The sequence below is a fragment of the Paraburkholderia phosphatilytica genome (genome assembly GCF_003443895.1).
Lineage (GTDB): Bacteria > Pseudomonadota > Gammaproteobacteria > Burkholderiales > Burkholderiaceae > Paraburkholderia > Paraburkholderia phosphatilytica.
The window spans coordinates 99,632-125,530 of sequence record NZ_QQOA01000022.1 but is presented as its reverse complement, the minus strand read 5'-3'; the positions used below and the strand labels follow the sequence as shown (position 1 = coordinate 125,530).

Annotated in this window: 22 protein-coding genes; 16 read left to right on the top strand and 6 right to left on the bottom strand. The window is 65.9% G+C overall.

Annotation, left to right across the window (positions count from 1 at the left end):
• The 3 genes from DVS29_RS37915 to DVS29_RS22600 all read right to left on the bottom strand — a co-directional run.
• The coding region (locus tag DVS29_RS37915; protein WP_240655744.1) for an isocitrate/isopropylmalate family dehydrogenase at positions 1–108 on the bottom strand (108 nt) is incomplete at its 3' end.
• 80 nt (positions 109–188) lie between these two features.
• Positions 189–1,112: a 2-hydroxyacid dehydrogenase gene (locus tag DVS29_RS22605; protein WP_118182748.1), complete on the bottom strand. Its 924-nt coding sequence runs from the start codon at positions 1,110–1,112 to the stop codon at positions 189–191.
• A gap of 14 nt (positions 1,113–1,126) precedes the next feature.
• On the bottom strand, positions 1,127–2,011 hold the full coding sequence (locus tag DVS29_RS22600) for a GNAT family N-acetyltransferase (RefSeq protein WP_118182730.1): 885 nt from the start codon (positions 2,009–2,011) through the stop codon (positions 1,127–1,129).
• A 437-nt stretch (positions 2,012–2,448) separates the two neighbouring features.
• On the opposite strand from DVS29_RS22600, the gene DVS29_RS22595 reads away from it, so the two are divergent.
• The 10 genes from DVS29_RS22595 to DVS29_RS22550 all read left to right on the top strand — a co-directional run bounded on the left by DVS29_RS22595 (position 2,449) and on the right by DVS29_RS22550 (position 12,437).
• On the top strand, positions 2,449–3,063 hold the full coding sequence (locus tag DVS29_RS22595; RefSeq protein ID WP_118182729.1) for a cupin domain-containing protein: 615 nt from the start codon (positions 2,449–2,451) through the stop codon (positions 3,061–3,063).
• A gap of 450 nt (positions 3,064–3,513) precedes the next feature.
• Entirely contained in the window at positions 3,514–5,013 is a 1,500-nt protein-coding gene (locus DVS29_RS22590) for an aldehyde dehydrogenase family protein (RefSeq protein WP_118182728.1), read from the top strand.
• Positions 5,014–5,142: 129 nt separating this feature from the next.
• Positions 5,143–5,811 (top strand): haloacid dehalogenase type II, encoded by a 669-nt coding sequence (locus tag DVS29_RS22585; RefSeq protein ID WP_118182747.1) that lies wholly within the window; start codon positions 5,143–5,145, stop codon positions 5,809–5,811.
• A gap of 55 nt (positions 5,812–5,866) precedes the next feature.
• Positions 5,867–7,144 (top strand): NAD(P)/FAD-dependent oxidoreductase, encoded by a 1,278-nt coding sequence (locus DVS29_RS22580; RefSeq protein ID WP_118182727.1) that lies wholly within the window; start codon positions 5,867–5,869, stop codon positions 7,142–7,144.
• A 76-nt stretch (positions 7,145–7,220) separates the two neighbouring features.
• Positions 7,221–8,033: an ABC transporter substrate-binding protein gene (locus tag DVS29_RS22575; protein ID WP_118182726.1), complete on the top strand. Its 813-nt coding sequence runs from the start codon at positions 7,221–7,223 to the stop codon at positions 8,031–8,033.
• A gap of 92 nt (positions 8,034–8,125) precedes the next feature.
• Positions 8,126–8,782 (top strand): amino acid ABC transporter permease, encoded by a 657-nt coding sequence (locus DVS29_RS22570; RefSeq protein WP_118182725.1) that lies wholly within the window; start codon positions 8,126–8,128, stop codon positions 8,780–8,782.
• A gap of 40 nt (positions 8,783–8,822) precedes the next feature.
• The gene (locus DVS29_RS22565) at positions 8,823–9,599 is read left to right on the top strand and encodes an amino acid ABC transporter ATP-binding protein (RefSeq protein ID WP_118182724.1); all 777 of its coding nucleotides are present in this window, start codon (positions 8,823–8,825) and stop codon (positions 9,597–9,599) included.
• The gene (locus DVS29_RS22560) at positions 9,596–9,907 is read left to right on the top strand and encodes a (2Fe-2S)-binding protein (protein WP_118182723.1); all 312 of its coding nucleotides are present in this window, start codon (positions 9,596–9,598) and stop codon (positions 9,905–9,907) included. Before DVS29_RS22565 ends, DVS29_RS22560 begins: the two co-directional genes overlap by 4 nt.
• Positions 9,886–11,262, top strand: coding sequence for an FAD/NAD(P)-dependent oxidoreductase (locus tag DVS29_RS22555; protein ID WP_118182722.1), 1,377 nt, complete (start codon positions 9,886–9,888; stop codon positions 11,260–11,262). The genes DVS29_RS22560 and DVS29_RS22555 overlap by 22 nt, the downstream gene beginning before the upstream one ends.
• A complete protein-coding gene (locus tag DVS29_RS22550; RefSeq protein WP_118182721.1) occupies positions 11,259–12,437 on the top strand; it encodes an NAD(P)/FAD-dependent oxidoreductase in 1,179 nt (392 codons plus the stop codon). The genes DVS29_RS22555 and DVS29_RS22550 overlap by 4 nt, the downstream gene beginning before the upstream one ends.
• Before the next feature lie 38 nt (positions 12,438–12,475).
• Here the strand turns inward: DVS29_RS22550 and DVS29_RS22545 are convergent, their stop codons facing one another.
• The 3 genes from DVS29_RS22545 to DVS29_RS22535 all read right to left on the bottom strand — a co-directional run bounded on the left by DVS29_RS22545 (position 12,476) and on the right by DVS29_RS22535 (position 15,561).
• Positions 12,476–12,973 carry an Lrp/AsnC family transcriptional regulator gene (locus DVS29_RS22545; protein WP_205962501.1) on the bottom strand — a complete coding sequence of 166 codons (498 nt, stop codon included), beginning with the start codon at positions 12,971–12,973 and terminating at the stop codon, positions 12,476–12,478.
• A 73-nt stretch (positions 12,974–13,046) separates the two neighbouring features.
• On the bottom strand, positions 13,047–14,459 hold the full coding sequence (locus tag DVS29_RS22540) for an aspartate aminotransferase family protein (RefSeq protein ID WP_118182719.1): 1,413 nt from the start codon (positions 14,457–14,459) through the stop codon (positions 13,047–13,049).
• Positions 14,460–14,646: 187 nt separating this feature from the next.
• The gene (locus tag DVS29_RS22535; protein ID WP_118182746.1) at positions 14,647–15,561 is read right to left on the bottom strand and encodes a GNAT family N-acetyltransferase; all 915 of its coding nucleotides are present in this window, start codon (positions 15,559–15,561) and stop codon (positions 14,647–14,649) included.
• 484 nt (positions 15,562–16,045) lie between these two features.
• Between DVS29_RS22535 and DVS29_RS22530 the strand changes: the two genes are divergently transcribed.
• From DVS29_RS22530 to DVS29_RS22505, 6 genes are all read left to right on the top strand, one after another.
• Positions 16,046–17,626 carry an ABC transporter substrate-binding protein gene (locus DVS29_RS22530; RefSeq protein WP_118182718.1) on the top strand — a complete coding sequence of 527 codons (1,581 nt, stop codon included), beginning with the start codon at positions 16,046–16,048 and terminating at the stop codon, positions 17,624–17,626.
• A 107-nt stretch (positions 17,627–17,733) separates the two neighbouring features.
• On the top strand, positions 17,734–18,687 hold the full coding sequence (locus DVS29_RS22525) for an ABC transporter permease (RefSeq protein ID WP_118182717.1): 954 nt from the start codon (positions 17,734–17,736) through the stop codon (positions 18,685–18,687).
• Entirely contained in the window at positions 18,684–19,694 is a 1,011-nt protein-coding gene (locus tag DVS29_RS22520) for an ABC transporter permease (RefSeq protein ID WP_118182716.1), read from the top strand. Before DVS29_RS22525 ends, DVS29_RS22520 begins: the two co-directional genes overlap by 4 nt.
• Positions 19,695–21,617, top strand: coding sequence for an ABC transporter ATP-binding protein (locus DVS29_RS22515; RefSeq protein ID WP_118182715.1), 1,923 nt, complete (start codon positions 19,695–19,697; stop codon positions 21,615–21,617). It begins immediately after the preceding gene.
• A 151-nt stretch (positions 21,618–21,768) separates the two neighbouring features.
• Complete coding sequence (locus tag DVS29_RS22510; RefSeq protein ID WP_118182714.1) at positions 21,769–23,820, top strand: hydantoinase/oxoprolinase family protein; 2,052 nt, start codon at positions 21,769–21,771, stop codon at positions 23,818–23,820.
• A gap of 20 nt (positions 23,821–23,840) precedes the next feature.
• Positions 23,841–25,898, top strand: coding sequence for a hydantoinase B/oxoprolinase family protein (locus tag DVS29_RS22505; protein ID WP_118182745.1), 2,058 nt, complete (start codon positions 23,841–23,843; stop codon positions 25,896–25,898).
• Position 25,899: the final 1 nt, after the last annotated feature.

Below are 25,899 nucleotides of genomic sequence, written 5' to 3'. Positions count from 1 at the left end.
GATGCCAAAGCGCTTGCACGCGGCGTCGAGCACGCGCACGCCTTCGGGCATCACTTCCGTGCCGATGCCGTCGCCGGGGATGACGGCAATGCGGTAAGTCCGGGTCATACGTGTCTCCTTGCGAGGCTTGCGCGTAGCGGTCACGCTTTGCGCACGAGGAACAACGGGATGTTTAAACGCTGCCTGATTCAGTATCCACGAGTGCGGTCGATCTCGCCGATCATCCGCTCGCCGGCGCGATGGCGGCGCAGGTTTTCCAGCACCGCGTCGACGGCGGTATCGGCACGCGTCGCGCTCGCGATATGCGGCGTGATACGCACGCGCGGCTGGGTCCATAGCGGATGGTCGACGGGCAACGGCTCCGGGTCGGTCACGTCGATCACGGCGCTGTGGATCTGGCCGCGATCCATCGCATCGAGCAGATCGGCCGCAACGAGCTGCGGTCCGCGGCCCACGTGCACGACCGATGCGCCTTTCGGCAGCATAGCGAAAACGCGCCGGTCGAGCAGTCCGCGCGTCGCGTCGGTGAGCGGCAGCAGGCAGACGAGCACGTCAGTGCGCGCGAGAAACGCATCGAACGCGGCATCGCCCGCGAAGCATTCGACGCCTTCGATTTCGCGCGGCGAACGGCTCCAGCCCGCGCACGCAAAGCCGAACAGCCGCAGGCGTTCAAGCACCGCGGTGCCGAGCATGCCGAGCCCCAGCACGCCGACCCGGCACGATGCGGCGGGCCGCAGCTGCATCGCTTTCCATACGCGCGCCTGCTGCTGCAGCGCATAGTCGAACAGATCGCGATGGATCGCGAGCACCGCTTCGGTCACGTACTCGACCATGCCGTCGACGATGCCCGGCTCGATCATCCGCACCACCGGCAGATGCGCTGGGATGCGGGCGAGGTCGAGCTGATCGACGCCCGCGCCGACCGAGAACACGACCTCGAGATTCGGCAGCGTAAGCGCGAGGTCCTCCGGTTGCCAGGCCACCAGATAGCGGATCGCGGACGGGTCGCCGATGTCGGGCCACACGCGCAACGGCGTGTCCGGCGCGAGCTGCGCGAAACGCTCGGCCCAGACCGCGCCGCGCACCGGGTCGGCCTTGTAGAGGACGCTCATCGTCATGCCCGTCGTTATGCCATTGCCTGGTTGATGATGCCGAACGCGCGGTACGTCGCGTCCGGTTCGCCGCTGTGCTGTTCGGCCGGCGCGTTGCGCACCATCTTCACGACCGAGTCGACGCGCGCCATGCCGAGCGCGATCAGCCAGTCGTTGATGCCGGTGCCGCCGGGCACGTCGATGCGCACGAATTCGCCCGCATGCTTTGCGAGCCAGTGCGCGATCAGCGACTTCGCGCGCACTGCGTCGGGCGAATCCGTCGCCACCACCGGGCCGATCACATAGCCGCGGCCAAAGCGGCGGAACAGCGAAAAGCCGAGCAGTTCGCCGTCGCGTTCGAGCACGACGCCCTCTGCGAAGCCGAGCAACGCCGGCACGGTCGCACTGCGGTCGAATCCGCTGGCGCGCGATGCGAGTTCGATGACCTTCGGCGCGTCTTCGGCCTTCAGTGCGCGCAGGTGCTCGCCGTTGGGCGGCGCGACAGGCGCCACGTTGCCGACCGTGCCTTGATGCTGGTCGAGCGTACCGCAGACGTTGAAGGCAAGCTTTTCGTAAAGCGGCTTGCCGGCAGGCGTCGCATGCAGGAAGGTCACGCGGTTGCCCAGTTCCTCGAGCACCAGTTCCATCAGCCTGCGGCCGATGCCGCGCCCCTGTTCGTCCGGCGACACGATCACGAGGCCGAGCGTGCCGCGGTCGCTGCCGAATTTCCAGCACAGCGCGGTGCCGATCACGGCGCCGTCATCCTCGGCGACGAAGCCGGTTCCGGCATCGAACATGAAGCGCCAGTCTTCCGCCCGATGCGGCCAGCGCACGGCAAGCGACAGCGCGTGTGCGGCGGCGACGTCGTCGGACGTGAAGCGTCGGTAGGTCGGGGCCTGCTTTGCGGGTGATTCGGACACTGCGAACTCCTGGTGACGGCATGATCAAACGCGACTGTCGCATTCTCGCCGCGCGGTTAATAGGACGATCCTTTTGTCCTGGGCTCGATGAGTCGTTTCTGGGCGTGGTTGCATCGCTACGGTGCGTGCCTCCTAGTCCACCCGGCCGAATGGTGCGGCCGCCTCGATTGAACGGAGAATCACCTCAGCGACACAGCAAAGCACCGCCGCGTTGCAGCGGACCACGGGGCCGCAGTCAACCCGTTCACTAGAGGAAAGCCTGCATTTTTGGCGTTCAGCCGAATATGGCATCATTCAATATAATGATCAATACTGATTGGGCGTTCATCGTGCTTTCAGGCGGCTGCGTGCCGCCGGGGCGCTGAACGCGACGCTCGCGGAAGAGCACCGGCGTGGTCGACTCCCGGGTCCAGCGCACCGTTTCGAACAGGAATCACATGCAGCGAACACAGCTCAGCAAGAAGGGCGCGGCCGACCTGAGCCACGCCGACGTCGGCGCCCGCCTGAAGGCGCTGCGCATCGCCCAGGGACTGTCGGTGAACGAACTCGCGATGCGCGCCGGCGTGTCGGTGGGCACCGTCAGCCAGGTCGAGCGCAACAAGGCGAATCCGTCCGTGCGCATTCTCGAGCGCCTGCGTCAGGCGCTGTCGGTGCCGTTGAGCGCGCTGCTGGAAGCGGACGACGCGGTATCGGATCCGGTCACCGGCGACTTCGTGCGCAAGGCGGCCGAGCGGCCGCTGTTCGAGGTCGGCAGGAACGGTATGGAGAAGGAATTGCTGTCTCCGCATGGCGACCACGATCTGCAGATGATGATCATCATGCTGCCCGCCGGCGCGGGCTCCGAAGAGGTGCTGGTCGGCGTCGGCGAGAAGGCGGGGCTGGTGCTGGAAGGCACGGTCGTGCTGAACGTCGGGGATCGCCGCGCCGAACTGCGGGCCGGCGACAGCTTCCAGTTCAAGAGCACGATACCGCACAGCGTGCGCAACGAAAGCAGCAAGACGGCGCGGCTGCTGTGGATCATGAATACCCAGCCGCCGGTCATCCACCTCTGAAGCTTCATTTTTCATCTGCTTCACTTCAGTGCCGGCGTTCATTCTGTGCCGGCACTGTTCATTTCAGCGCCTTCTTCCCGGCAGTTCGTCCACTTCGTTCAGCCGCGTACTGATCGATCAACAACACTCTCCGGCTTCACTCCGCTGCAATGCAGCGCGACCCGTCGTTCAGCGCTCCGGCCGCGTGGTGACAACGCACGAAGCGTTGCATGTGACCGCCATGCATTCACAGCGCAAGACATCGTCCCGCATCGCACCACGAACTTTTTTGAAGATTTATTTTTGATCACTAGGAATTCATTCCTTGTTCACTATAATGAACTTCATCCGATGTTTGTTCATTGTGGTGTTGCGCGATGAACAGGCTCTTGCAGCTGGCGTGACGCGTCGAATGAACCCTGTGGTGTCGACGCTTCACTGCATGTTTCCAGGTTACCGATCAGGCCGAGCATGTCCACACCGTCACTCGATTTCGATCCGTCCGCCGTCCCGTTGCCGCAAGGGCATTTCATCGGCGGTACGTACCACTCGACCGATGAAGCGCAGATAGCGGTCTATCGTCCGTCCGATGGTCGTCTGCTCGGCTACGTTCCGGATGCCACGGCGAGCACCGTCGACTACGCAGTGAGCAACGCGCTGCACGCGTGGAAGACGAGCGGCTGGGGCACGCGCTCGCCGCGCGAGCGCGCGAAGGTGTTGACGCGCTGGGCCGAACTGATCGACCAGCACGCGGTCAGCCTCGCGCAGCTCGAAACCGTGAGTTCGACGCGCCCGGTGGCCGAAGCGTATGCGTCCGACGTGCCGTTCACCGCGGAGGCGATCCGCTTCTTCGCGGAACTCGCCGACAAGCTCGGTGGCGATCTCGCGGCCACGCGCCGCGACAGTCTTGGGTTCGTGACGTCGGAGCCGTATGGCGTGATCGGCGCGGTCACGCCGTGGAATTTCCCGCTGTCGATGTGTTCATGGAAATGCGGGCCCGCGCTCGCGGCCGGCAACGCTGTTGTGCTGAAGCCTTCGGAGATGACGCCGTTCTCGACGCTGCGTCTCGCGGAACTCGCGGTCGAAGCCGGCATGCCGCCCGGCATCTTCAATGTAGTGAACGGCCGCGGCGCGACGACGGGCGCGGCCATCACTCGCCACCCCGATATTTCGAAGATCAGCTTCACGGGTTCGACACGCACCGGCGCCGCCATCATGAGCGACGCCGCGCTGTACGGGACCAAGCCGGTGACGCTGGAGCTCGGCGGCAAGAGTCCGCAGCTGGTTTTCGAACACGTGACGAATCTCGAACACACCGCGCGCTGCGTCGCGCGCGGCTTCATCAGCAACGGCGGCCAGGCCTGCGTGGCCGGCACGCGGCTGATCGTGCACAAGCGTATTGCCGACCCATTGCTCGAAGCGGTGCAGCGCCAGCTGGCGCCGATCGCGCCGGGGCCGTTGTGGCACAGCACGACCCGCTACTCGCCGATCATCAGCCGGACCCAGGCGCAGCGGATCGAATCGCTGATCGACGACAGCCGTGCGAGCGGCGCGGAAGTGATCTTCGGCGGCGGTTTCTTCGAGAACACAGAAGACGGCTTTTTCCACCGGCCGACGCTGCTCGCCAACGTGACCGAGACCACGCCCGCCGTGCGCGAGGAACTGTTCGGCCCGGTGCTGACGGTGCAGACGTTCGAGGACGAGGAAGAGGGCATCGCGCTGGCCGGACATCCGACCTACGGCCTGTGCGCCGGCGTCCATACGAGCGACATCGGCCAGGCGCTGCGCGCGATGCGCCGTATCGCGGCGGGCACGATCTGGATCAACCGCTATGGCCGCAGCGGCGACATGATCATTCCGACGGGCGGCTTCAAGCAGTCCGGCATCGGCAAGGATCTCGGCCGCCAGGCACTCGAAGCGAGCATGCGTCACAAGAGCGTGCTGATCGACTTCGAGCCGATGGAGCCCTAGCCGCCTCGGCAACGGATCGCAACGAATGGCAACGAAATGCAAGGCAGCACACAGCGTCACCCGCGAGACTGAATCCGAAACTGAACCCGAACCCGCCCCAGGGTTCGCCACGACGACAGGATGTTCACCATGATCGATTTCGAGCCGAAGTACATCACATTCGACTGCTATGGCACGCTGACCAACTTCCAGATGAGCCAGACCGCGCGCCAGCTGTACGGCGAGACGCTGGACAAGGCGAAGATGGACGAATTCGTCGAGTTCTTCCGCGGCTACCGGCTCGATGAAGTGCTGGGTGCATGGAAGCCGTATCGCGACGTGGTCGTGAATTCGGTGCGGCGCACCTGCGAGCGCACCGGCGTGCCGTTCGATCTGGCGATCGCCGAGAAGATCTACGAAGCGGTGCCGAGCTGGGGTCCGCATGCGGACGTGCCGGAAGGTCTCGCGCGTCTCGCGAAGAAGTACAAGCTCGTGATCCTGTCGAACGCATCGAACGACCAGATCCAGAGCAACGTCGACAAGCTCGGCGCACCGTTCCACAAGGTCTATACCGCGCAGCAGGCGCAGGCGTACAAGCCGCTGCAGAAAGCGTTCGAATACATGTTCTCGCAGCTCGACTGCAATCCCGAAGACGTGCTGCACGTGTCGTCGAGCTTCCGCTACGACCTGATGACCGCATACGACATGGGCATCAAGCACAAGGCGTTCGTGAACCGCAATCACGAGCCGCTCAATCCGTACTATGGCGTGACCGAAGTGAAGGGCATTCCGGAACTCGCGTCGCTGCTCGGCCTGTGATTGCTCGGCAGACTCGCTTCGTAAGCCGCCACCATTCCACAGGAAACGCACCCGCATGAAGCTCGATTCCTACTGGCTCGACACCGCGCCACGTTTTTCGAAGCCAGCACATGAGCCGCTCGCAGGGCGCGTGGACGTGGCGGTAGTGGGCGGCGGCTTCACTGGGCTTTCGGCCGCGCTCGAACTCGCGAAGCGCGGCAAGTCGGTGACGGTGCTCGAAGCGGGCCGGCTCGCCGCGCAGGCATCGGGTCGCAATGGCGGACATTGCAATACCGGCGTTGCGCAGGATTACGCGTCGCTTGCAGCGCGCCTCGGCAGCGAACGTGCGTCGGAGTTTTACCGCGCCTATGCCGGTGCGGTGGAGACGGTCAAGTCGATCATCCAGGAAGAGCAGATCGATTGCGACCTTCGGCACAGCGGCAAGATCAAGCTTGCCGCCAAGCCCCAGCATTTCGATTCGCTCGCGAAGTCGTACGAAGTGCTGAAGCGCGAAGTCGATCCGGACGTCGAACTTGTGCCGCGCGAACGCATTCGTGAAGAGATCGCATCCGACGGTTTTTTCGGCGGCCTCGTGCAGCGCAATGGCATGCAGATGCATATGGGCAAGTTCGGCGTGGGTCTTGGCGAGGCGGCCGCGCGTCGCGGCGCGCGCATTTACGAGGACACGCCGGTCACGGGCCTGAAGCCGCTTGGCGGCAATGCGTTCGAAGTGCAGACCGCGCGCGGCACGCTGCGTGCCGATCGCGTGCTGATTGCCACCGGCACGTCGCAGGTGGGGCCGCTGCAATGGTTTCGCCGCCGCATCGCGCCGGTCGGCAGCTTCATCGTCGCGACCGAGCCGCTCGGCAAGGAACGCCTCGATGCGCTGCTGCCCACGCGCCGCTCGTATGTGACCACGCGCCACATCGGCAACTACTTCCGTGCGACGCCGGACGAGCGTCTGCTGTTCGGCGGCCGCGCGCGTTTCGCGATGTCGAATCCGCGTTCGGACGAGAAGAGCGGCCGCATCCTGCGCGACGGTCTCGCAGCGTACTTTCCGCAGCTCGCCGACGTTCGCATCGACTACTGCTGGGGCGGCCTCGTCGACATGACCGCGGACCGTCTGCCGCGCGCGGGGCAGCACGAAGGTCTGTTCTATTCGATGGGCTACAGCGGCCACGGTGTGCAGATGTCGGTGCATATGGGCCGCGTGATGGCCGACGTGATGTTTGGCGCCGCCGCGCGCAACCCGTGGCGGACGCTCGAATGGCCGGCAATACCCGGACATTTCGGACGCGCATGGTTTCTGCCGCTCGTCGGCGCGTATTACCGGTTGCAGGACGTGCTGCATTGAACGGATGTCACGAGCTGCACCGGTGAACGATGCGGCCGTCAATAAATTGAAGTTCACTTTCCCTGAGGAAATCCCCATGTCGCGTTTCAGCTTTGAACCCGCTTCCGCCGTCCGTCTGCACGCCGTTCAACGTTTTGCGATGGGCGCGGGCATCGCGCTCGCGATGATGTGCGGTGCTGTTCACTCGACCCACGCCGCCGAGCAGCCGACGCTCACCGCCGGCTCGCCGCCTTCGAGCGCGCCGACCACGTTCATGAACGTGAAGACGCAGCAGATCGAAGGCCTGATGCCCGACGTCGTGAAGGAAATCGGCAAGCGCGAAGGCTTCAACGTGTCGTACGACGCGGTGCCGTTCTCCGCGCTGATCCAGTCGGTGGTGTCGGGCAAGATCGACATCATCGTCGCGGGCATGACGCCGACGCCGAAGCGCGCCGAGGTGGTCGATTTCTCGCAGCCGGTCACCGCGTTCGGCGAAGGCATCATCGTGAAGGAGTCGAACAAGACCAACTACCACTCGGTTCAGGACATGAAGGGCATGTCGGTCGGCGCGCCGACCGGCACCGACTACGGCGACCAGCTCGTGAAGCTCGGCATCTTCAAGGAAGTGAAGATGTACGACAGCCCCGCCGACATGACGCGCGACGTCGCGCTCGGCCGCATCGTCGCGGGCTTCAACGACTATCCGATCCTGAAGGCGCAGGAAGCGGCGGGCGCGATGGCCGGCACGCGCGTCGACGACGACTATGTGCCGATGGAGAAATTCGACATCGCGATCGCGGTGAAGAAGGGCAACAGCGCGCTGCTCGCGAAGATCAACGACGCGCTCACGAAAATGAAGGCCGACGGTTCGCTCAACACGATCCTGAAGAAGTGGCACCTGGCGGGCTGAAGCATCGAGCCGAACCAACACCCGCCGCTGCCGCAGTGGTGAGCCCAGCGGCGGGATGAAACACCGCAACGCGCGTTTGCAAAAGGCATGACATGCATTGGCACGATATAGCCGATTTTGTACCGATCCTGCTGGAAGGCGCGATGATGAGCATCGTCATCACGCTGGGCTGTCTGCTGCTGAGCACGGCGCTCGGCCTCGTCTGGGCGCTCCTGAAGATGTCGCGCTATCCGCACGTGGTGCGGGCGGTCAGCGCGATGATCAACGTGGTGCGCGGCCTGCCGATGATCGTGCTGCTGTTCTACATCTACTTCGTGCTGCCCGACATCCACGTGCAGGTGACGGCGCTGCAGGCCAGCATCATCGGTCTCGGCTTCGGCTATTCCACCTATATCGCGGAGATCATCCGCGCAGGCATCGAGGCGGTCGATCCGGGCCAGTTCGAGGCCGCGCAGTCGATCGGCATGGGCCGCGTGAAGACGATGGTGCGCGTGATCCTGCCGCAGGCGATCAAGGTCGCGCTGCCGCCGTACAGCAACACTCTCGTGATGATGCTGAAGGACTCGTCGCTCGCGTCGACGATCACGGTGGCCGAGATGACGCGTGAAGGGCAGCTGATCGCCGCGTCGACGTTCCAGAACATGACGGTGTACACGCTCGTCGCGCTCGGCTATCTGGCGATGAGCCTGCCGCTGATGAGCATGACGCGTTCGCTGGAACGCCGCTTCGGCCGCCACAAAGCGCGATGAATGTCCAATGAACGGCGAATGAACGCAAAGCGAGACTGACATGATCGAAATCACGGACGTGCACAAGAGCTTTGGCGCCGTGCCGGTATTGAAGGGCATTACGCTGAAGATCGAGCAGGGCGAAGTGGTGTGCCTGATCGGCGCGTCGGGCTCGGGCAAGTCGACGCTTCTGCGCTGCATCAACGCGCTGGAGTCGTACGACGCGGGCGAGATCAAGCTGCTCGATCAGCGCGTCGAACAGCGTTCGCGCCACATCAACCAGCTGCGCACGCAGGTCGGCATGGTGTTCCAGCGCTTCAACCTGTTTCCGCATCGCACCGCGCTCGAAAACGTGATGGAAGGGCCGGTGCACGTGAAGCGCGAGCCGCTCGCGGAAGCACGGCGCGATGCGATCGAGCTGCTGAACAAGGTGGGCCTCGGCGAAAAGCTGCACTACTATCCGCATCAACTGTCGGGCGGCCAGCAGCAGCGCGTCGCGATCGCGCGTTCACTCGCGATGAAACCCAAAGCGATTCTGTTCGACGAGCCGACGTCCGCGCTCGACCCGGAACTCGTCGGCGAAGTGCTCGGCGTGATGCGCACGCTGGCGCGCGAAGGCATGACGATGCTGGTCGTCACGCACGAGATGGGCTTCGCGCGCGAAGTGGCCGACCGCGTGTGTTTCCTGCACGCCGGGCTCATCATCGAGGAAGGCAGCGCGCAGCAGGTGCTGGGTTCGCCGCGTGAAGCACGCACCCGCGAGTTCCTGCGCCACGTGCTGACGAACCGCGTCGACGGTCAACACGCGCCGCACGGCGCGACAGGAGCAGTGGCATGAAAGGACGATTCGTGCGGCTCGGCGAAACCGGCCGCGAGACGGTCCAACTCGTGATCGACGGCACGCTGGTGAACGCACTCGCCGGCGACACGCTACTGACCGCGATGCTGTGCTCGGTACGGCACGTGCGCCAGTCGGAATTCGGCGACGAAAAGCGCGCGGGCTTCTGCCTGATGGGCGCGTGCCAGGACTGCTGGGTCTGGACTCCCGACGGCGAACGGCTGCGCGCATGCACGACCGTGGTCGTTGCGGGCATGCGGATCGTTACCACTCAACCGGAGGCGCAATGGGCGAACCTCGCGTCCTGATCGTCGGCGCCGGGCCGGCCGGCGTGCGCTGCGCGGAAACGCTGCTCGCGGCCGGCATCCGCCCGGTCGTGATCGACGAAGGCCGCCGCGATGGCGGCCAGATCTACCGGCGTCAACCTGAAGGCTTCACGCGTCCGTACACGAAGCTGTACGGCACTGAAGCGTCGCGCGCCGAGAACCTGCATCAGACTTTCGAGCGGTTGCGCGCGCGGATCGACTACCGGCCGCAGACGCTCGCGTGGAATGTCGCACAGGGCAAGCTGCATATCGTGCACGAAGGCCACGCGAGCGCGTTGCCGTACGACGCGCTGATCCTGTGTCCCGGCGCGACGGACCGGCTGATGCCGATGAAGGGCTGGCAGTTCGCGGGCACCTACAGCCTCGGCGCCGCGCAGATCGCATTGAAATCGCAGGCGTGCGCGATCGGCAGCCGGGTGGTGTTCATGGGCACCGGGCCGCTGCTGTATCTCGTCGCGAACCAGTACGTGCAGGCGGGCGCGCAGGTGGCCGCGGTGCTCGATACGTCGAAGGCCGGCGCGCGGCTGCGTGCGCTGCCGAAGCTGCTCGCGCGCTTCGACGTGCTGCGCAAGGGCAGCGCGCTGGTGGCGTCGCTGAAGCGCTCGGGCGTGATCGTCGCGAACGGCATCGAGCCACTCGAAATCATCGGCAATGCGGCCGACGGCGTGCGGGGCGTACGCTATCGCGACGCGAGCGGCAACGTCGAACAGATCGATTGCGATGCGGTGGGCCTCGGCTATCACCTGCGTTCCGAAACGCAGCTTGCCGACCTCGCGCGCTGCGCATTCCGCTTCGACGCGACCACGCGCCAGTGGCTGCCGCAGATCGACGAGCTTGGCCGCAGCAGCGAAAAGAACGTGTATATCGCGGGCGACGGCGCGCGCGTGCTCGGCGCCGATGGTGCGGAGATCGCCGGGCGTCTCGCGGCGTACGCCGCGCTGATCGACCTCGGTCACGAGATTCCGGCCGCGACGCTCGAGCCATTGAAGCGCGAACAGCGCAAAATGGACCGCTTCCGGCTCGGTCTCGTCGAGGCGTTCGCGTGGCCTGCGGAACAAGCCGCGCGTCTGTCGGACGATACGATCGTCTGCCGCTGCGAAGGCATCACCGCAGGCGAACTGCGCCGCGTGGTGCACGACGAAGGCGCGCAGGAAGCGAACCGCGCGAAGGCGTTCAGCCGCGTCGGCATGGGGCGCTGCCAGGGGCGCTATTGCGGTCACGCAGGCGCCGAGATCATCGCGGCCGCGGCGAACGTGCCGCTCGAACAGGTCGGCCGGCTGCGCGGGCAGGCGCCCGTCAAACCGCTGTCGATCGCAACTGTGGAGGATACCGAATGAATCCGAACCGCGCGCAGGCCGACGTGCTGATCGTGGGTGGCGGCTTCATGGGCGCCGCGACCGCGTTTTTCCTGAGGAAGCGCGGCCGTTCGGTGATCCTGCTCGAACGGCAGCTGGTGGGCCAGCAGGCCAGCGGCACCAACTTCGGCAACGTGCGTCGCCAGGGGCGCTTTCTGCCGCAACTGCCGCTCGCGAACCGTTCGCGCGAAATCTGGGGGCGTCTGCCGGAACTGATCCAGCACGATGCAGAATTCCTGATGTCGGGTCACGTGCGGGTCTGCTATCGCGACGAGCAGGCGGACCAGTTCGAGACCTACGCGAAAGAGGCTGCGCATTACGGCCTGAAACTCGATCTGTTTCGCGGCGACGCGCTGCGTAAGCGCTTCCCGTTCATCGGTCCCGAAGTGCTCGCGGGTTCGTATTCGCAGATGGACGGCCACGCGAATCCGCGCCTTGCGGCGCCCGCATTCGGCCGCGCGGCGGCGCGCCTCGGCGCGCAGATCGTCGAGAACTGCGACGTCGTGACGGTCGAAAAGGAAGGCAACGAGTTTCGCGCGACCGCCGCCGATGGCCGCACCTTCCACGCACCGGTGCTGCTGATCACCGCCGGCGCATGGGGCAGCCTGCTGTCGGAGCAGTTCGGCGAGCCGGTGCCGATCGCGGCGAACGGTCCGCAGATGTGCGTGACCGAACCGGTGCCGTATTCAATCGAGTCCGTGGTCGGCGTGTCGTCGCCGCATACGGAAGAGATCGTGTACTTCCGCCAGGTGAAGCGCGGCAATGTGGTGATCGGCGGTTGCGCGCGTGCGCCGGCATTTCTCGATGAGCGCCGTGCGAAGGTGTTGCCACAGAACACGCTGCTGCAGTTTCGTCAGGCACAGCGCGTCGCGCCGATGCTGAAGAAGCTCAACATCATCCGCGTGTGGAGCGGCGTGGAAGGCTATATGCCCGACGACCGGCCGATCATGGGCGCGAGCGGCACGACGAGCGGCCTTTTCTATGCGTTCGGTTTTTGCGGCCACGGCTTCCAGCTGGGCCCAGGCGTTGGCGATACGATGGCCGAACTGATCGACACGGGCGCGACCAGCACGCCGATCGAACCGTTCGACATCCGCCGCTTTGCCACCAGCGCAACGGCGACGGAAGGTGCATCAACGGCCGGGCAGCACGCTTAGTATCCACAACGCGCGCTTAATCAGCGCGCGTTTCAACCTCACTGATGCTGCCGTGAAAACAGCGCTTCGAGCGGATACTCCGTCTTGATGAACGGCGTCTTGATGATCACGTAGCTGAAGTATTTCTCGATGCCGATATCGCGTTCGAGCAGCCCTTCTATCACGCTCTGATAGTGGTTCACGCTGCGCGTGACGAACTTCAGCAGGTAGTCGTAGCCGCCGCTCGCCAGATGGCATTCCACGATTTCGTCGACCGGGCGGATGGCCGCCTCGAACTTGGCGAAGTCTTCGCGGCGATGGTCGGCGAGCGTGACTTCGGTGAAGACGATCTGCACGTCGCCGAGCTTCTGCAACTGGATATGCGCGCCGTAGCCGACGATGTAGCCGGCTTTTTCGAGCCGCTTCACGCGGATCAGACAGGGGCTCGGGGAGAGCCCCACGGCGTCTGCCAGCTCGACGTTCGTGATGCGGCCTTTCTTCTGGAGTTGCGAAAGAATACGCAGGTCAATCCGGTCCAGTTTCGTGTCGCCGCTCATCGTCATGTATCGGTCTGCCCGTGGAAGGTTTCGCTTCGCACATCGTATTGCGCAGGCCGATGTTATCACGCGGCTATGCTGCCGCGCGGCTTGCGGAGCGTAGCGCGGCACGCACCTCCGCTTCGTCGGACACCTCGTCGAGCGTGCGTTTCAGACGCGCGAACAGCTGCTCGAATTCGGCTTCGCCATAGCAGAGCGCGGGCGCGAAACCGAGGATGTTGTCGCCGAATGCGCGGAACACCAGACGGTTGCGGTACGCGGCCGCGGCAATGCGGTCGGACAGCTTCAGCGACGGGTCGAAACGCGCGCGCGAATCCTTGTCGGCCACGAGTTCCAGCGCGCCCAGCAGACCGCGATGCCGCGAGTCGCCGACGAGCGGATGGTCGAGCAGCGCATCGAGTCCGGCCGCGAAATGCGGCGCGTGCTTCACGCCATTCGCGAGCAGGCCGCCTTCGTGATAGAGACGCAGCACTTCGAGTGCGATCGCGGCGCTGACCGGATGCGCGGAGTAGGTCTGACCGTGACCGACCACGGCCGTCTCTTTCGCATCGCCCGCCAGGCCCTGGTAGATTTCGTCGGACATCAGCAACGCGCCCATCGGCGCATAGCCGGCGGTCAGCCCCTTCGCGACCGTCATCAGATCCGGCTCGACGTTTTCCGCATCGCACGCGAACAGCGGTCCGGTGCGACCGAAACCGGTGATCACTTCATCGGCGACGAACAGGATGCCGAGGCGCCGGCACGCGTCGCGCATCGCCTTCAGCCAGCCGACCGGCGGCACGATCACGCCGCCCGAGCCCTGGATCGGTTCGCAGAAGAACGCGGCGACGTTGTCCGCGCCGAGTTCCGCGACCTTCGCTTCGAGCGCCGCGACCGATGCCGCGATCAGCGCCTGCGGATCGTTGCCTTCCGGCTGACGGTACGCGTACGGCGACGGCAGATGATGCTGGTTCGGCAGCGGCAGATCGAAGTGGCGATGGAACGCGGGCAATGCGGTCAGCCCGGCGCCGATCGACGACGAGCCGTGATAGCCGCGTTCGAGCGCGATCATCTGCTTCTTCGACGGACGGCCCGTCGCGTTGAAGTAGTGCGTGATGAAGCGGACGGCCGAATCAACCGCGTCCGAGCCGCCGAGCGTGAAATACACGTGGCGCAGCGACGCGGGCGCGAGCGACACGAGCTTTTCCGCGAGTTCGATCGCGGGCTCCGACGAGAAGTGGAAGTAGGTGGTCGCGTAAGGCAGCTTGGTCATCTGCCGCGTCGCGGCTTCGACGATGCTCTGCTGGCCGTAGCCGACGTTCACGCACCACAGGCCCGAGAACGCATCGAGCAGCTCGTTGCCGTCGATGTCGCGCAGATACGCGCCATGACCGGAGTCGAGCACGGTGGCGCCGCGCGCTTCGTGCGCGCGGTAGTTGATGACCGGATGAATCAGGTGCTTGCGGTCGGCGTCGACGAGGGCGGAAGCAGGCGATGAGCTGGACATGATGGGATTTCCCCGCACAGTGTGATCAGGTGGTACTGGACCACTCGATGGTAGCGAGAGCGGCGTGCGCAGCGTTCCGCCAAAAAAAGGCCGAAAGAGCGCGGGCGCCGCGTTTTGCACCCGCCTTACAGCATTTTGTGCTGCACACGCTTAATGGCGGGGCGCGGGTGGGATCGACCTGCGAGGATCAGGTCAGCGACTGCGTAATCACCGCGAACTGCCGCAGCGGCGCATCGCCCGCATCGCTCGCATCGTCCTTCGGGACCGGCGAAGCCGCATTGCCGCGCCGCGTCATCTTCACGACGGTCTCGCTGCGCGTGAGGCCGAGACCCGTCAGCCAGTCGCGCAACCCGCTGTCGTCGGGCAGATCGATGCGCACGAGCGCGCCTTCGTTGAGCGCGAGCCAGTGGCGGATCAATGCTTTCGCGCGCACCGAATCGGGCGCGTCCGCGGCGACCACCGGGCCGATCAGGAAGCCGCGCCCGAAGCGGCGGAACAGCGAAAAGCCGAGCAGTTCGCCGTCGCGATCGAGCGCGATGCCGTCGGCGTGACCGAGCAGCACGGGCAGCACCTGCGCGCGGTCGAGACCGCGTGCCTCGGTGGCGAGCGCGGCCAGTTGCTCCGCGTCGTTCGCGCCGAGCGGACGCAGCCGCTCGCCGGCCGGCAGCGCGACGAGCGGCGGACGGAACGCCGCGCCCTGCAGCTGGTCGAGCGTGCCGCACGCTTCGAAGCCGGTCGCGTCGAACAGCGGCTTCGACATCTGCGTGGCGTACAGCGTGATCTCGCGCACGCCGAGTTCGTCGAGCACGCAGCGGATCAGCGCGCGGCCGATGCCTTGCCGGCGATATCCGGACGCGACGATGACCATACCGAGCGTCGCCTGGTCCGCGCCGAACTTCCAGCACATCGCGGTGCCGACGAGCGCGCCGTCCACCTCGGCGGCGAAGCCCACGCCGGTGCCGATCGAGAAGCGCCAGTCTTCGCGGCGGTGCGGCCAGCCGATCGCGGCCGACAGGCGCTGCGCCGCCGCGATGTCGTCGGGCGTGAGGCGCCGGCAGGCGAACGGCGCGCTGGCTCTGGTTGCGGACACGAAGCACTCCATGGGGTAGTCGGCCTTGCGCGACTGTTGCACGTCGCGCGGCGCGTGACTAGGACGAACTTCTCATCCTGCTGCACGACGCTGCACCGGGCGCACCACCGCGGCGCGCCCGCGGGAGCACGATGCAAAACACGCAGTCATGCCGGCCAGAACGCGTGGATTCTGCTGTATCCGCAATTTTGTCGGCGGTATCTGCGGGCCTGCCGATCTTACGATGATGTTCAGGACGCGACGCAATGGTTGCGCGGGCAATCCGGCAAAGCGCTCGAGCGGGGTAAGGGTCAACGCCAGGTATGGCAAAACATGCTGCCGAGGCTACCCAAAACCGCCATTTCGAATGGTCGGACCCGGCGATACGCGACATGCCGCATTTTTTGCGGTGCTTAAATCTTTTCATGCAGCAGCGTCGGCCGCGACCAGCACGCGCGCCCCGTCGAACACCAAAGCTGGATTTCCCACGTTCAATCCCATGAGTGAGGAGCAGTTCATGTACGACGACGAAATCAAAAGAGGTGGTATCAGCCGCCGCGACATGATGCGTTTGCTGGCCGCGGGAGGCATGGCGGCTGTCGGCGCCGGCGGCCTGCTCGCGACTGCGACGACCGCGTTCGCGGCCCCTGCGCCGAAGAAGGGCGGCAAGATCCGGGTCGCGTACGACTCGTCTTCGACGGCCGATACGCTCGATCCGGCGAAGGGCTCGACGGGCTCCGACTACATCCGCTTCTTCATGTTCTACAGCAGCCTGACGCAGCTCGATTCGACGCTGACGCCGCAGATGAATCTGGCTGAGGCAGTGGACACGAGCGACGCGAAGACGTGGGTGATCAAGCTGCGCAAGGGCGTCAACTTCCATGACGGCAAGCCGCTCACGCCGGCCGACGTCGTGTACTCGCTGACGCGTCACAAGAATGCCGCGACCGCCTCGAAAGTGAAGACGCTCGCGGACCAGTTCGCCGACGTGAAGCAGACCGGCCCGAACGAAGTGACGCTCACGCTGACCTCCGCCAACGCGGACCTGCCGGTGATTCTGGCCACGCCGCAATTCGTGATCATCAAGGACGGTACGACCGACTTCACGACCGCGAACGGCACGGGCCCGTACAAGGTCAAGTCGTTCAAGCCGGGCGTGTCCACCATCGGCGTGCGCAACGACAGTTTCTGGAAGACGGGCAGCGGTCCGTATCTCGACCAGATCGAGCTGATCGGCATCGGCGACGACGCGGCGCGCGTGAACGCGCTGCTCTCCGGCGACGTGCAGCTGATCAGTTCGGTCGACCCACGCTCGACGCAACGCATCGCGTCGACGGACGGCTACGAGGTGCGCGAGACCAGGTCCGGTCTCTATACCGACCTCATCATGCGCAGGGATAACCCGATCTCGGGTAATCCCGACTTCGTGCAGGGCATGAAGTACCTGTTCGACCGCAACCAGGTGAAGAGCGCCGTGTTCCGCGGCTATGCGGTGATCGGCAACGACCAGCCGATTCCGCCGGAACACCGCTACTTCAACGCGTCGCTGCCGCAGCGTCCGTACGATCCGGACAAGGCGAAGTTCCACTTCCAGAAGGCCGGCGCGATCGGCACGACGCTGCCGCCGATCTACGCGACGACGGACGCGAACGGTTCGATCGAAATGGGCGAACTGCTGCAGCAGTCCGGCGCGAAGATCGGCGTGAACCTGACGATCAACCGCGTGCCCGCGGACGGCTACTGGTCGAACCACTGGATGAAGCATCCGCTCGGTTTCGGCAGCATCAATCCGCGTTCGAGCGCCGACGTGCTGTTCACGCAGTTCTTCAAGTCCGACGCCCCGTGGAACGAGTCCGGCTGGAACAGTCCGAAGTTCGACCAGCTGCTCGCGGCCGCGCGCTCGGAAACCGACGACGCGAAGCGCAAGCAGATGTACGGCGACATGCAGGTGATCGTGTCCGAACAGGGCGGCATCGGCATCCCGACGTTCCTGAGCCTGCTCGACGCGAACGACAAGCGTCTGCAAGGGCTCCAGGCGAATCCGAGCGGCGCGATGATGGGCTTCATGTTCGCCGAACACGTGTGGTGGAACGCCTGATGTAACGCGGCGCGTGCCTTGCAACGGCACGCGCCGCGGTTGTTGCCCCTGCGCCCACGCCACGCGCAAACCATGCGCGTGCATTGCCACTCCAGGAGGGCTCACAGATGAACCGGAACATCGTCGAGCTGATCGGCCGGCGCATCGCGGTGACCGCGCTGACGCTGGTGATCGTCTCGATCATCATTTTCGTGATCACCAACCTGCTGCCGGGCGATGCCGCGCAGGCCGCACTCGGCCAGTCCGCGACGGCCGAAACGGTTGCGGCGCTGCGCCAGCAGTTCGGGCTCGACCAGCCCGCATGGCTGCGTTACGTGCACTGGCTGGTGGCGCTGCTGCACGGCAACTTCGGCATGTCGCTGTCGAACAACCTGCCGGTGACCGAGCTGATCGCGGGACGGCTGCCGAACTCGCTGACGCTCGCCGCGATCACGACGGCCGTGTCGGTGCCGATCGCGGTATCGGCGGGCATCATCGCGGCGGTGAACCGCGAATCGATCGTCGATCGCATCGTGAGCCTCGGCACGCTGTCGCTCGTCGCGACGCCCGAGTTCCTGATCGCCACCATCGCCGTATATGTGCTCGCGGTGAAGCTGCACTGGCTGTCCGCGCTGTCGTATGGCGGCGAGATCGACAGCCTGCACGATTTTCTGCGCGCGTACGCGATGCCGGTCGTCACGCTGTGCGCGGTCGTGATCGCGCAGATGGCGCGCATGACGCGCGCCGCGGTGATCGAGCAGCTGAGTTCGTCGTATGTCGAGATGGCGATGCTGAAGGGCGCGAGCCCCGCGCGCGTCGTGCTGCGCCACGCGCTGCCGAACGCGATCGGCCCGATCGCCAACGCGATCGCGCTGAGCCTGTCGTATCTGCTCGGCGGCGTGATCGTCGTCGAGACGATCTTCAACTATCCCGGCCTCGCGCGCCTGATGGTGGACGCGGTCAGCAACCGCGACTTCCCGCTCGTGCAGGCGTGCACGCTGCTGTTCTGTCTCGGCTACCTGATGCTCGTGCTGATGGCGGACCTGTGCGCAATCATCTCCAACCCGAGGCTGCGGACATGACGATGCTTCGACCGCTCTCTCAACAACCCCGGCGGCAGCAAGGCCGGCCCGATCCGATCGACCCTGTGCAACGCAGCAGCGCGTTGCCGCCCGGCGCCGAGCCGTCGCGGCCGTGGGGCGGCGGTGCGCCGACGCCACCCGCCACGCCCGTGAGGCGCCGCACGCTGACCCAGCGCATGGGGCTCTCGACCGGCGGCTGGATCGGCTTCGGCATGGTCTGCTGCGCGCTCTTCGTCGCGGCGTTCGCGCCGTGGATCGCGCCGCATTCGGTGGGCTCGATCGTCACGACCGATGTGTTCGCGGGTTTCAGCGCGAAGCTGCCGCTCGGCTCCGACTACCTCGGCCGCGACATGCTGACCCGCATCATCTACGGCACGCGGCTCACCGTCGTGCTCGCGATGGCGTCCGCGCTGCTCGCCGCGCTCACCGGCACGACGCTGGGTCTGCTCGCCGCTGTGGCCGGCCGCCGCATCGACGAGACGATGAGCCGGCTGCTCGATGCGATCACGTCGATTCCGTCGAAGATGTTCGCGCTGATGATCGTGGCCGCGTTCGGCTCGTCGCTGACGCTGCTGATCCTCACGGCGGCGATCAGCTACATGCCCGGCTCGTATCGCATTGCGCGTTCGCTCGCGGTGAACATCGGCACGCTCGAATACGTGCAGGTGGCGCGGGCGCGCGGAGAAAGCGCGCTCTATATCGCGTGCTTCGAGATGCTGCCGAACATGCTCCATCCGATGCTCGCGGACACGGGCCTGCGCTTCACGTTCGTCGTGCTGCTGCTGAGCAGCCTGAGCTTCCTCGGTCTCGGCGTGCAGCCGCCGTACGCGGACCTCGGCTCGCTCGTGCGCGAGAACATCGCGGGTCTCGGCGAAGGCGTGCCGGTCGTGATCCTGCCGGCGCTCGCGATCGCGGTGCTGACGGTGGGCGTGAACCTGCTGATCGACGGGCTGCCGCATCGCGGTTCGCGCCGCAAGCAAGCCGCGGACGCGGACGGAGGACATTGAATGAGCGACGAACTCTCGAACCTTGCCGCCGCAACCGCGTTGAACGCCACTGGCAATCTCGTCGAGGTGCGCGGGCTGCGCGTGGTCGGCAGCCGGCCGGGCGAAGCGGACACGACGATCGTCCACGACATCGACTTCGACATCGCGCGCGGCGAGGTGCTCGCGCTGATCGGCGAATCGGGCTCGGGCAAGACCACGATCGCGCTGTCGCTGATGGGCCATGCGCGCAGCGGCTGCCGCATCACGGGCGGCGCGATCCGCGTGGGCGACACCGACGTGCGCGCGCTGTCGGCGAAAGGGCTCGCCGCGTTGCGCGGCCGCAAGGTCGCGTATATCGCGCAGAGCGCGGCGGCCGCGTTCAACCCGTCGCGTTCGATCATGGATCAGGTGATCGAAAGCGCGCTGATTCACGGCACGCTGAGCAAACGCGCCGCGCAGGCGAAGGCCGTCGAGCTGTTCCGCGCGCTTGCGTTGCCGGAACCGGAGACGATCGGCAAGCGTTATCCGCACCAGGTGTCGGGCGGTCAGCTGCAGCGGCTGATGGCGGCGATGGCGCTGATCACTGACCCAGAACTCGTGGTGCTCGACGAACCGACCACCGCGCTCGACGTCACCACGCAGATCGACGTGCTGCAGGCATTCAAACGCGTGATCCGCCAGTACGGGATGACGGCCGTGTACGTGTCGCACGACCTGGCCGTGGTTGCGCAGATGGCGGATCGTATCGTCGTCCTGAGCGATGGCGAGATTCGCGAAGTGGGCGCGACGGAGCAGATTCTTCACGCGCCTGCGCATCCCTATACGCAGAGTCTTGTTGCTGCGGTGACGCCGGTTATGCCGGTGGGTAACGTGGCTGACTCAGCGGCAGCTGAGAAGCCCTTGCTCGAAGTGCGCCGCATGACGGCGGGCTACGGCCGCAAGAGCGCGAAGGGGCTGCCCGAGAAGGTGATCCTGAACGAGGTGGACCTCGTGATCCGCCGTGGGCAGACCGTGGGCGTGATCGGCGAATCGGGTTCGGGCAAGACGACGCTCGCGAAAGTGATCGCGGGCCTCGTGCCGATCGCGGGCGGCAAACTGCTGCTCGATGGCGAACCGCTGGCTGGCGACCTGAATCATCGAAGCCGCGAGCAGTTCCGCCGCATCCAGATCGTGTTCCAGAACGCGGATACCGCGTTGAACCCCGTGCATACGGTCGAGCGCACGCTCGCGCGGCCGCTGCAGTTCTATCACGGCATGAAGGGTGAGGCTGCGCGTCGCCGCGTGGCCGAGCTGCTCGAACTGGTGCGTCTGCCCGCAGCATGCGCGCAACGTCGTACCGGCGAACTCTCGGGCGGGCAGAAGCAGCGTGTGAATCTCGCGCGCGCGCTCGCCGCCGAACCCGAACTGATCCTGTGCGACGAAGTGACGTCGGCGCTCGATACGGTGGTGGGCGCGGCGATTCTCGATCTGCTGCGCGACCTGCAGAAGAAGCTGGGCGTGTCGTATCTGTTCATCACGCACGACATCGCGAAGGTGCGCGCGATCAGCGACGACATCGTCGTGCTGTACTCAGGTCATCGCGTCGAAACCGGCAATCGCGATGCGCTGTCCGCGCCGCCGTTCCATCCGTACTCGCATCTGCTCGTGTCGTCCGCGCCGGAGCTGCGCGCAGGCTGGCTCGACGAAGCGAGCGAACGCTGCCACCAGACCCTCGCGCCGATCGGTCCGTCGACCGACGACCCCGAACTGTGCACGTTCCTCGCGCGCTGTCCGATGCGCATCGACGGTGTGTGCAACCGCACGTCGCCTTCCACGCGCACGCTCGCGAACGGCGCGCAGGTGCTGTGTCATCGCAGCGAAGAGGAGCTCGAGCGCTATCAAACGCTGCCGCCCGCCGAGGGCGCGGAGGCTGGCGGAAGTGCGCAGCGCGTGACGGTCCAGTAGCGGTTTTTTGCGCCGCGTTCGCCTGCACCGGAGGCGGACGCGGCGTGCGATTCATCGGTGGTGCCCGCAGTCCCGTCGCGTTGCGACGCGGGGCGCGGACCAGCTCGTCCGGCGCCTGCCGAGGCCGGCCATCTTGCGAGGGTAGGGGTCAATGGGCTTGAGAATCGGGGTGGATATCGGCGGGTCGTTTGCCGATTTCGCGGTACTGGATGATGCAACCGGCGAGCTGAAAACGCTCAAGGTGTTTTCGCGTCCCGACAGCCCCGGCAGCGAAGTGCTGCGCGGCATGGAGCAGCTGCGCGAGCGCGACGGCATCGCACCTGCCGACGTCACGTATTTCACCCACGGCACGACCGTCGGCGTGAATGCGGTCGTGCAGCGCAAGGGGCTGCGGCTCGGCCTGATCACGACGCGCCACTTCGAGGACGTGCTCGATCTCGCGCGCCTCAAGGGCCCCGACATGTACAGCCTGCTGTCGAAGCGGCCCGCGCCGCTGGTGCCGCGCGAACGCGTGTTCGGCGTGACGGAGCGGCTCGCGGCGGACGGCAGCGGCGAAACCCCGGTCGACGAAGCGAGCGTGCTCGATGCGGTGGAACGACTGAAGCGCGCGGGCTGCGAAGGCGTGGTGGTCGCGCTGCTGCACGCGTATCGCAACCCGGCGCACGAGCATGCGGTGAAGGCGATTGTCGAACGCGAGATGCCGGGCTTTTTCGTGTCGTGCTCGAGCGACGTGTGGCCGATCATCCGCGAATACGAACGCACGTCGACGGCGGTGATAGGCGGCTACGTGCAGCCGAAGGTTTCGCATTATCTGAGTTCGCTGCAGCGCGCGCTGGTCGAGACCGGCATTACCGCCGACATGAAGGTGACCAAGTCGAACGGCGGCGTGATGAGCGCCGAAGCCGGCAAGACCAACTGCGTGCAGATGATCCTGTCGGGCACCGCGTCCGGCGTGATCGGCGCGGCCTATGTGGCGAAGCAAAGCGGTCTGCAGCATTGCATGAGCCTCGACATCGGCGGCACGACCGCGGACGTCGCGCTGATCGTCGACGGCAAACCGCAGTATGCGACCGGCGAGTATATCGGCGACTTCCAGATTCATATTCCATCGGTATCCGTATCGTCGATCGGCGACGGCGGCGGGTCGATCGCGTGGGTCGACGAATTCGGCGTGCTGAAGGTGGGTCCCGAAAGCGCGGGCTCGAATCCGGGCCCGGTCTGCTATGGACGCGGCGGCACGCGCGCGACCATCACCGATGCGTTCGTCGTACTCGGCGTGATCGGCAACTCGAGCCTCGGCTACAACTCGGTCACGGTCGATCATGACGCCGCGCATCGCGCGATCGGCGCACTCGCGCACAAGCTCCGCATCGACGTGTACGCGGCCGCCGAAGCGATCGTCGACGTGTCGGTGTCGGGCATGTATGCGGGCGTGAGCCGCATCGTGTCGCGCTTCGGCATCGATCCGCGGATGTTCGCGCTGCTGCCGTTCGGCGGCGCGGGCCCGATGCTCGCGTGCTACTTCGCGCGGGCGCTCGGGATGGAGCAGATCGTGGTGCCGACCGCGCCGGGCGTGCTGAGCGCGCTCGGCGGCCTGATCGCGGACACCCGCAACGACTTCGTGAAGACCACTTACTACGATCTCGACACCGAGACGCTCGCGCGCCTCGCGGACGACGTGCGCGCGCTCGATGCGAACGCGCGCGAGTGGATGCGCGCGCAGACGGGCGACGACACGCATGCGAGCGTCGCGGTATCGGCGGACATGCGCTACAAGGGGCAGTCGTTCGAGATCGACACGCCGCTGGACATGGGCTGGATTCTGGGCGGCGATACCACGCCGCTCGCGGAGGCGTTCCATCGCGAGCATGAACGTCTGTACGGTCATCGCGACGTGAAGGCGAAGGTGCAGGTGGTCGCGCTGCGGCTCGTGATCAGCGCGGCCACGCCGAAACCGAAGCCGGTGCCGATCGAAGCGGCGGAGGGTGACGATAGGGCGCCGGTGCCGGCGGGCACGATCCGCGTGTACATGGGCGGCGCATTCCACGATGCCGCGCTCTACCGTCGCGTGGACCTGAAGGCGGGGCAGACGCTCGACGGCCCCGCGGTGATCGCGCAGGACGACTGTACGACGAGCGTGCTGCCGGGCTTTCGTGGCCGCGTCGATGCGTACGGCAACCTCGTGTTCACGCTCGTTCAATGAATCCGCACGGAGCAGCGCAGATGCAATTCGACAAGGCAGTGCTTCAGATCTTCGCGAACTACTGCGTGGCGGCCGCCGAAAGCATGGCATACACGCTGGTGCGCACCGCGCGTTCGACCTTCGTGAAGGAAACCGAAGATTTCTCGTGCGCGATCACGACGCCCGAAGGCCTCACGTTCGCGTCGCCGAAAACGCTCGGCGCGACCTGGTACGTGGGGCTCGACTACAGCTCGGTGATCGGCATGATCGACCATTACGAGCCGGGCGACATCGGCATGACGAACGACGCGTACAGCGGCTTCGTCGCGACCCATACGCCGGACATCGTGCTGTGGAAACCGGTGTTCTACGAAGGCGAGATCGTCTGCTTCGTGGGCGGCCACATCCATAACACTGACATGGGTGGCGCGGTGCCCGCGTCGCTGTCGCGCACGCTCACGGAGATCCAGCAGGAGGGCATCCGTTTTCCGCCGTGCAAGATCGTGAGCAAAGGCGTGGTCGACGAATCGCTGATCCAGTTGATGGCGACCAACGTGCGCGTGCCGGGGCAGAACACCGGCGACCTGCATGCACAGCTCGCGTCGCTGCATACCGGCGAGCGGCGCGTGCTGGAGATCATTGAACGCTTCGGCATCGAAGGCTTCAAGGCGGGCATGAAGGCGCTGCTCGACTATTCGGAAGAGCAGGCGCGCACGATCCTGCGCGGCATTCCGGACGGCGACTACTTCTTCTCCGAATTCGCCGACGAAGACTCGGTGAACGGCAAGCCGATGCGCGTCGCGCTGACCGCGCGCATCCGCGACGGCTGGGTGGAGATGGACTACACAGGCAGCGATCCGCAGCTGCAGTCGTCGCTGAACATGCCGACGGGCGGACGCGAGCGGCATGCGCTCGCGCTGGTCGGGCTCGTCTATGTGCTGTACACGCTGAACCCGGAGATCCTGCTCAACACCGGTATGCTGCGCGTCGCGCGCTGCATCCTGCCGGAAGGCACGGTGGTCAATGCGCTGCCGCCTTCGGCGGTGGGGATGCGCAGCCTCACCTGCAAGCTCACGCACCTGCTGACCTTCGGCGCGTTTTCGCAGGCGGTGCCGGAGCGTCTCGGCGCGTGTCCTGCTGGCGGCCTGTCGATTCTTAACGTGAAGACGATGGACCGCCAGGGCGCGACGGTGATGGCGTCCATCGGACCGATCGGCGGCGGCGCGGGCGGTGGCCCGACCGACGACGGCGAGGACGGCTCCGGCGCGAACAACGCGTTCCTGCGCAATACGCCGGTCGAAATCAACGAGGCCGAGGTGCCGATCCGCATTCTGCGTTACGGAGTCGCGCCGGGGTCGGGCGGCGCGGGACAGTATCGCGGTGGGCAAGGGCTCGTGATGGAGTTCAAGGTGTTCTCGCCGAACACGCTCGTCACCGCGCGCAATCGCGATCGCACGCGTTTCGCGTCGTGGGGCGTGCGCGGCGGACATGCGGGCGCGAATGCGCGCTTCACGCGCAATCCCGATACGCCGCGCGCGGAAGAGCTCGACAACAACGATCTCGTCGTGTGCATGCCGGGCGATGTGATTCGCCTCGTCGGCGCGGGGGCGGGCGGCTATGGACGTCCGGTCGATCGCGAGCCGCTGCGGGTCCGCGACGACGTCTTGCGCGGCTATGTGAGCATGGACGAAGCGCGCGACGTGTACGGCGTCGCGCTGAATGGCGACGAACTGGACGTGGAGGAGACGGTACGGCTGCGCGATGCATTGCGTTCGAAGCTTGCGGGCGTGGACGTGCCCGCGTTTTCCTACGGCCCGTATCGCGAAGCGTTCGAAGCGAAGTGGACGCATGCGCGTTACGCGGCGCTCACGTCGATTCTCGCCGGCGTGCCGGTGCAGTGGCGGTACTTCATCAAGCACCGGCTGTTCGAGGCGCTCGATGCGCGGCTCGCCGACATCGCATCGCGAGGCGAGCGGGACGATGGTCACGCGGCGCTCGTGGACGCGCTGTTCGCGCAGCTGTGCGTCAGCTATCCGCAACTGAAAGCCGCGTCGCCTGGCGAGCAGCGCACCGCGGCTCGGCAGCCGCACGAGGCATGAC

Coding starts and splice junctions, on each gene's coding strand:
- DVS29_RS22605 (WP_118182748.1), bottom strand. CDS start 1,112: ATGAGCGTCCTCTACAAGGCCGACCCGGTGCGCGGCGCGGTCTGGGCC.
- DVS29_RS22595 (WP_118182729.1), top strand. CDS start 2,449: ATGCAGCGAACACAGCTCAGCAAGAAGGGCGCGGCCGACCTGAGCCAC.
- DVS29_RS22590 (WP_118182728.1), top strand. CDS start 3,514: ATGTCCACACCGTCACTCGATTTCGATCCGTCCGCCGTCCCGTTGCCG.
- DVS29_RS22585 (WP_118182747.1), top strand. CDS start 5,143: ATGATCGATTTCGAGCCGAAGTACATCACATTCGACTGCTATGGCACG.
- DVS29_RS22580 (WP_118182727.1), top strand. CDS start 5,867: ATGAAGCTCGATTCCTACTGGCTCGACACCGCGCCACGTTTTTCGAAG.
- DVS29_RS22575 (WP_118182726.1), top strand. CDS start 7,221: ATGTCGCGTTTCAGCTTTGAACCCGCTTCCGCCGTCCGTCTGCACGCC.
- DVS29_RS22570 (WP_118182725.1), top strand. CDS start 8,126: ATGCATTGGCACGATATAGCCGATTTTGTACCGATCCTGCTGGAAGGC.
- DVS29_RS22565 (WP_118182724.1), top strand. CDS start 8,823: ATGATCGAAATCACGGACGTGCACAAGAGCTTTGGCGCCGTGCCGGTA.
- DVS29_RS22560 (WP_118182723.1), top strand. CDS start 9,596: ATGAAAGGACGATTCGTGCGGCTCGGCGAAACCGGCCGCGAGACGGTC.
- DVS29_RS22555 (WP_118182722.1), top strand. CDS start 9,886: ATGGGCGAACCTCGCGTCCTGATCGTCGGCGCCGGGCCGGCCGGCGTG.
- DVS29_RS22550 (WP_118182721.1), top strand. CDS start 11,259: ATGAATCCGAACCGCGCGCAGGCCGACGTGCTGATCGTGGGTGGCGGC.
- DVS29_RS22545 (WP_205962501.1), bottom strand. CDS start 12,973: ATGAGCGGCGACACGAAACTGGACCGGATTGACCTGCGTATTCTTTCG.
- DVS29_RS22540 (WP_118182719.1), bottom strand. CDS start 14,459: ATGTCCAGCTCATCGCCTGCTTCCGCCCTCGTCGACGCCGACCGCAAG.
- DVS29_RS22535 (WP_118182746.1), bottom strand. CDS start 15,561: ATGGAGTGCTTCGTGTCCGCAACCAGAGCCAGCGCGCCGTTCGCCTGC.
- DVS29_RS22530 (WP_118182718.1), top strand. CDS start 16,046: ATGTACGACGACGAAATCAAAAGAGGTGGTATCAGCCGCCGCGACATG.
- DVS29_RS22525 (WP_118182717.1), top strand. CDS start 17,734: ATGAACCGGAACATCGTCGAGCTGATCGGCCGGCGCATCGCGGTGACC.
- DVS29_RS22520 (WP_118182716.1), top strand. CDS start 18,684: ATGACGATGCTTCGACCGCTCTCTCAACAACCCCGGCGGCAGCAAGGC.
- DVS29_RS22515 (WP_118182715.1), top strand. CDS start 19,695: ATGAGCGACGAACTCTCGAACCTTGCCGCCGCAACCGCGTTGAACGCC.
- DVS29_RS22510 (WP_118182714.1), top strand. CDS start 21,769: ATGGGCTTGAGAATCGGGGTGGATATCGGCGGGTCGTTTGCCGATTTC.
- DVS29_RS22505 (WP_118182745.1), top strand. CDS start 23,841: ATGCAATTCGACAAGGCAGTGCTTCAGATCTTCGCGAACTACTGCGTG.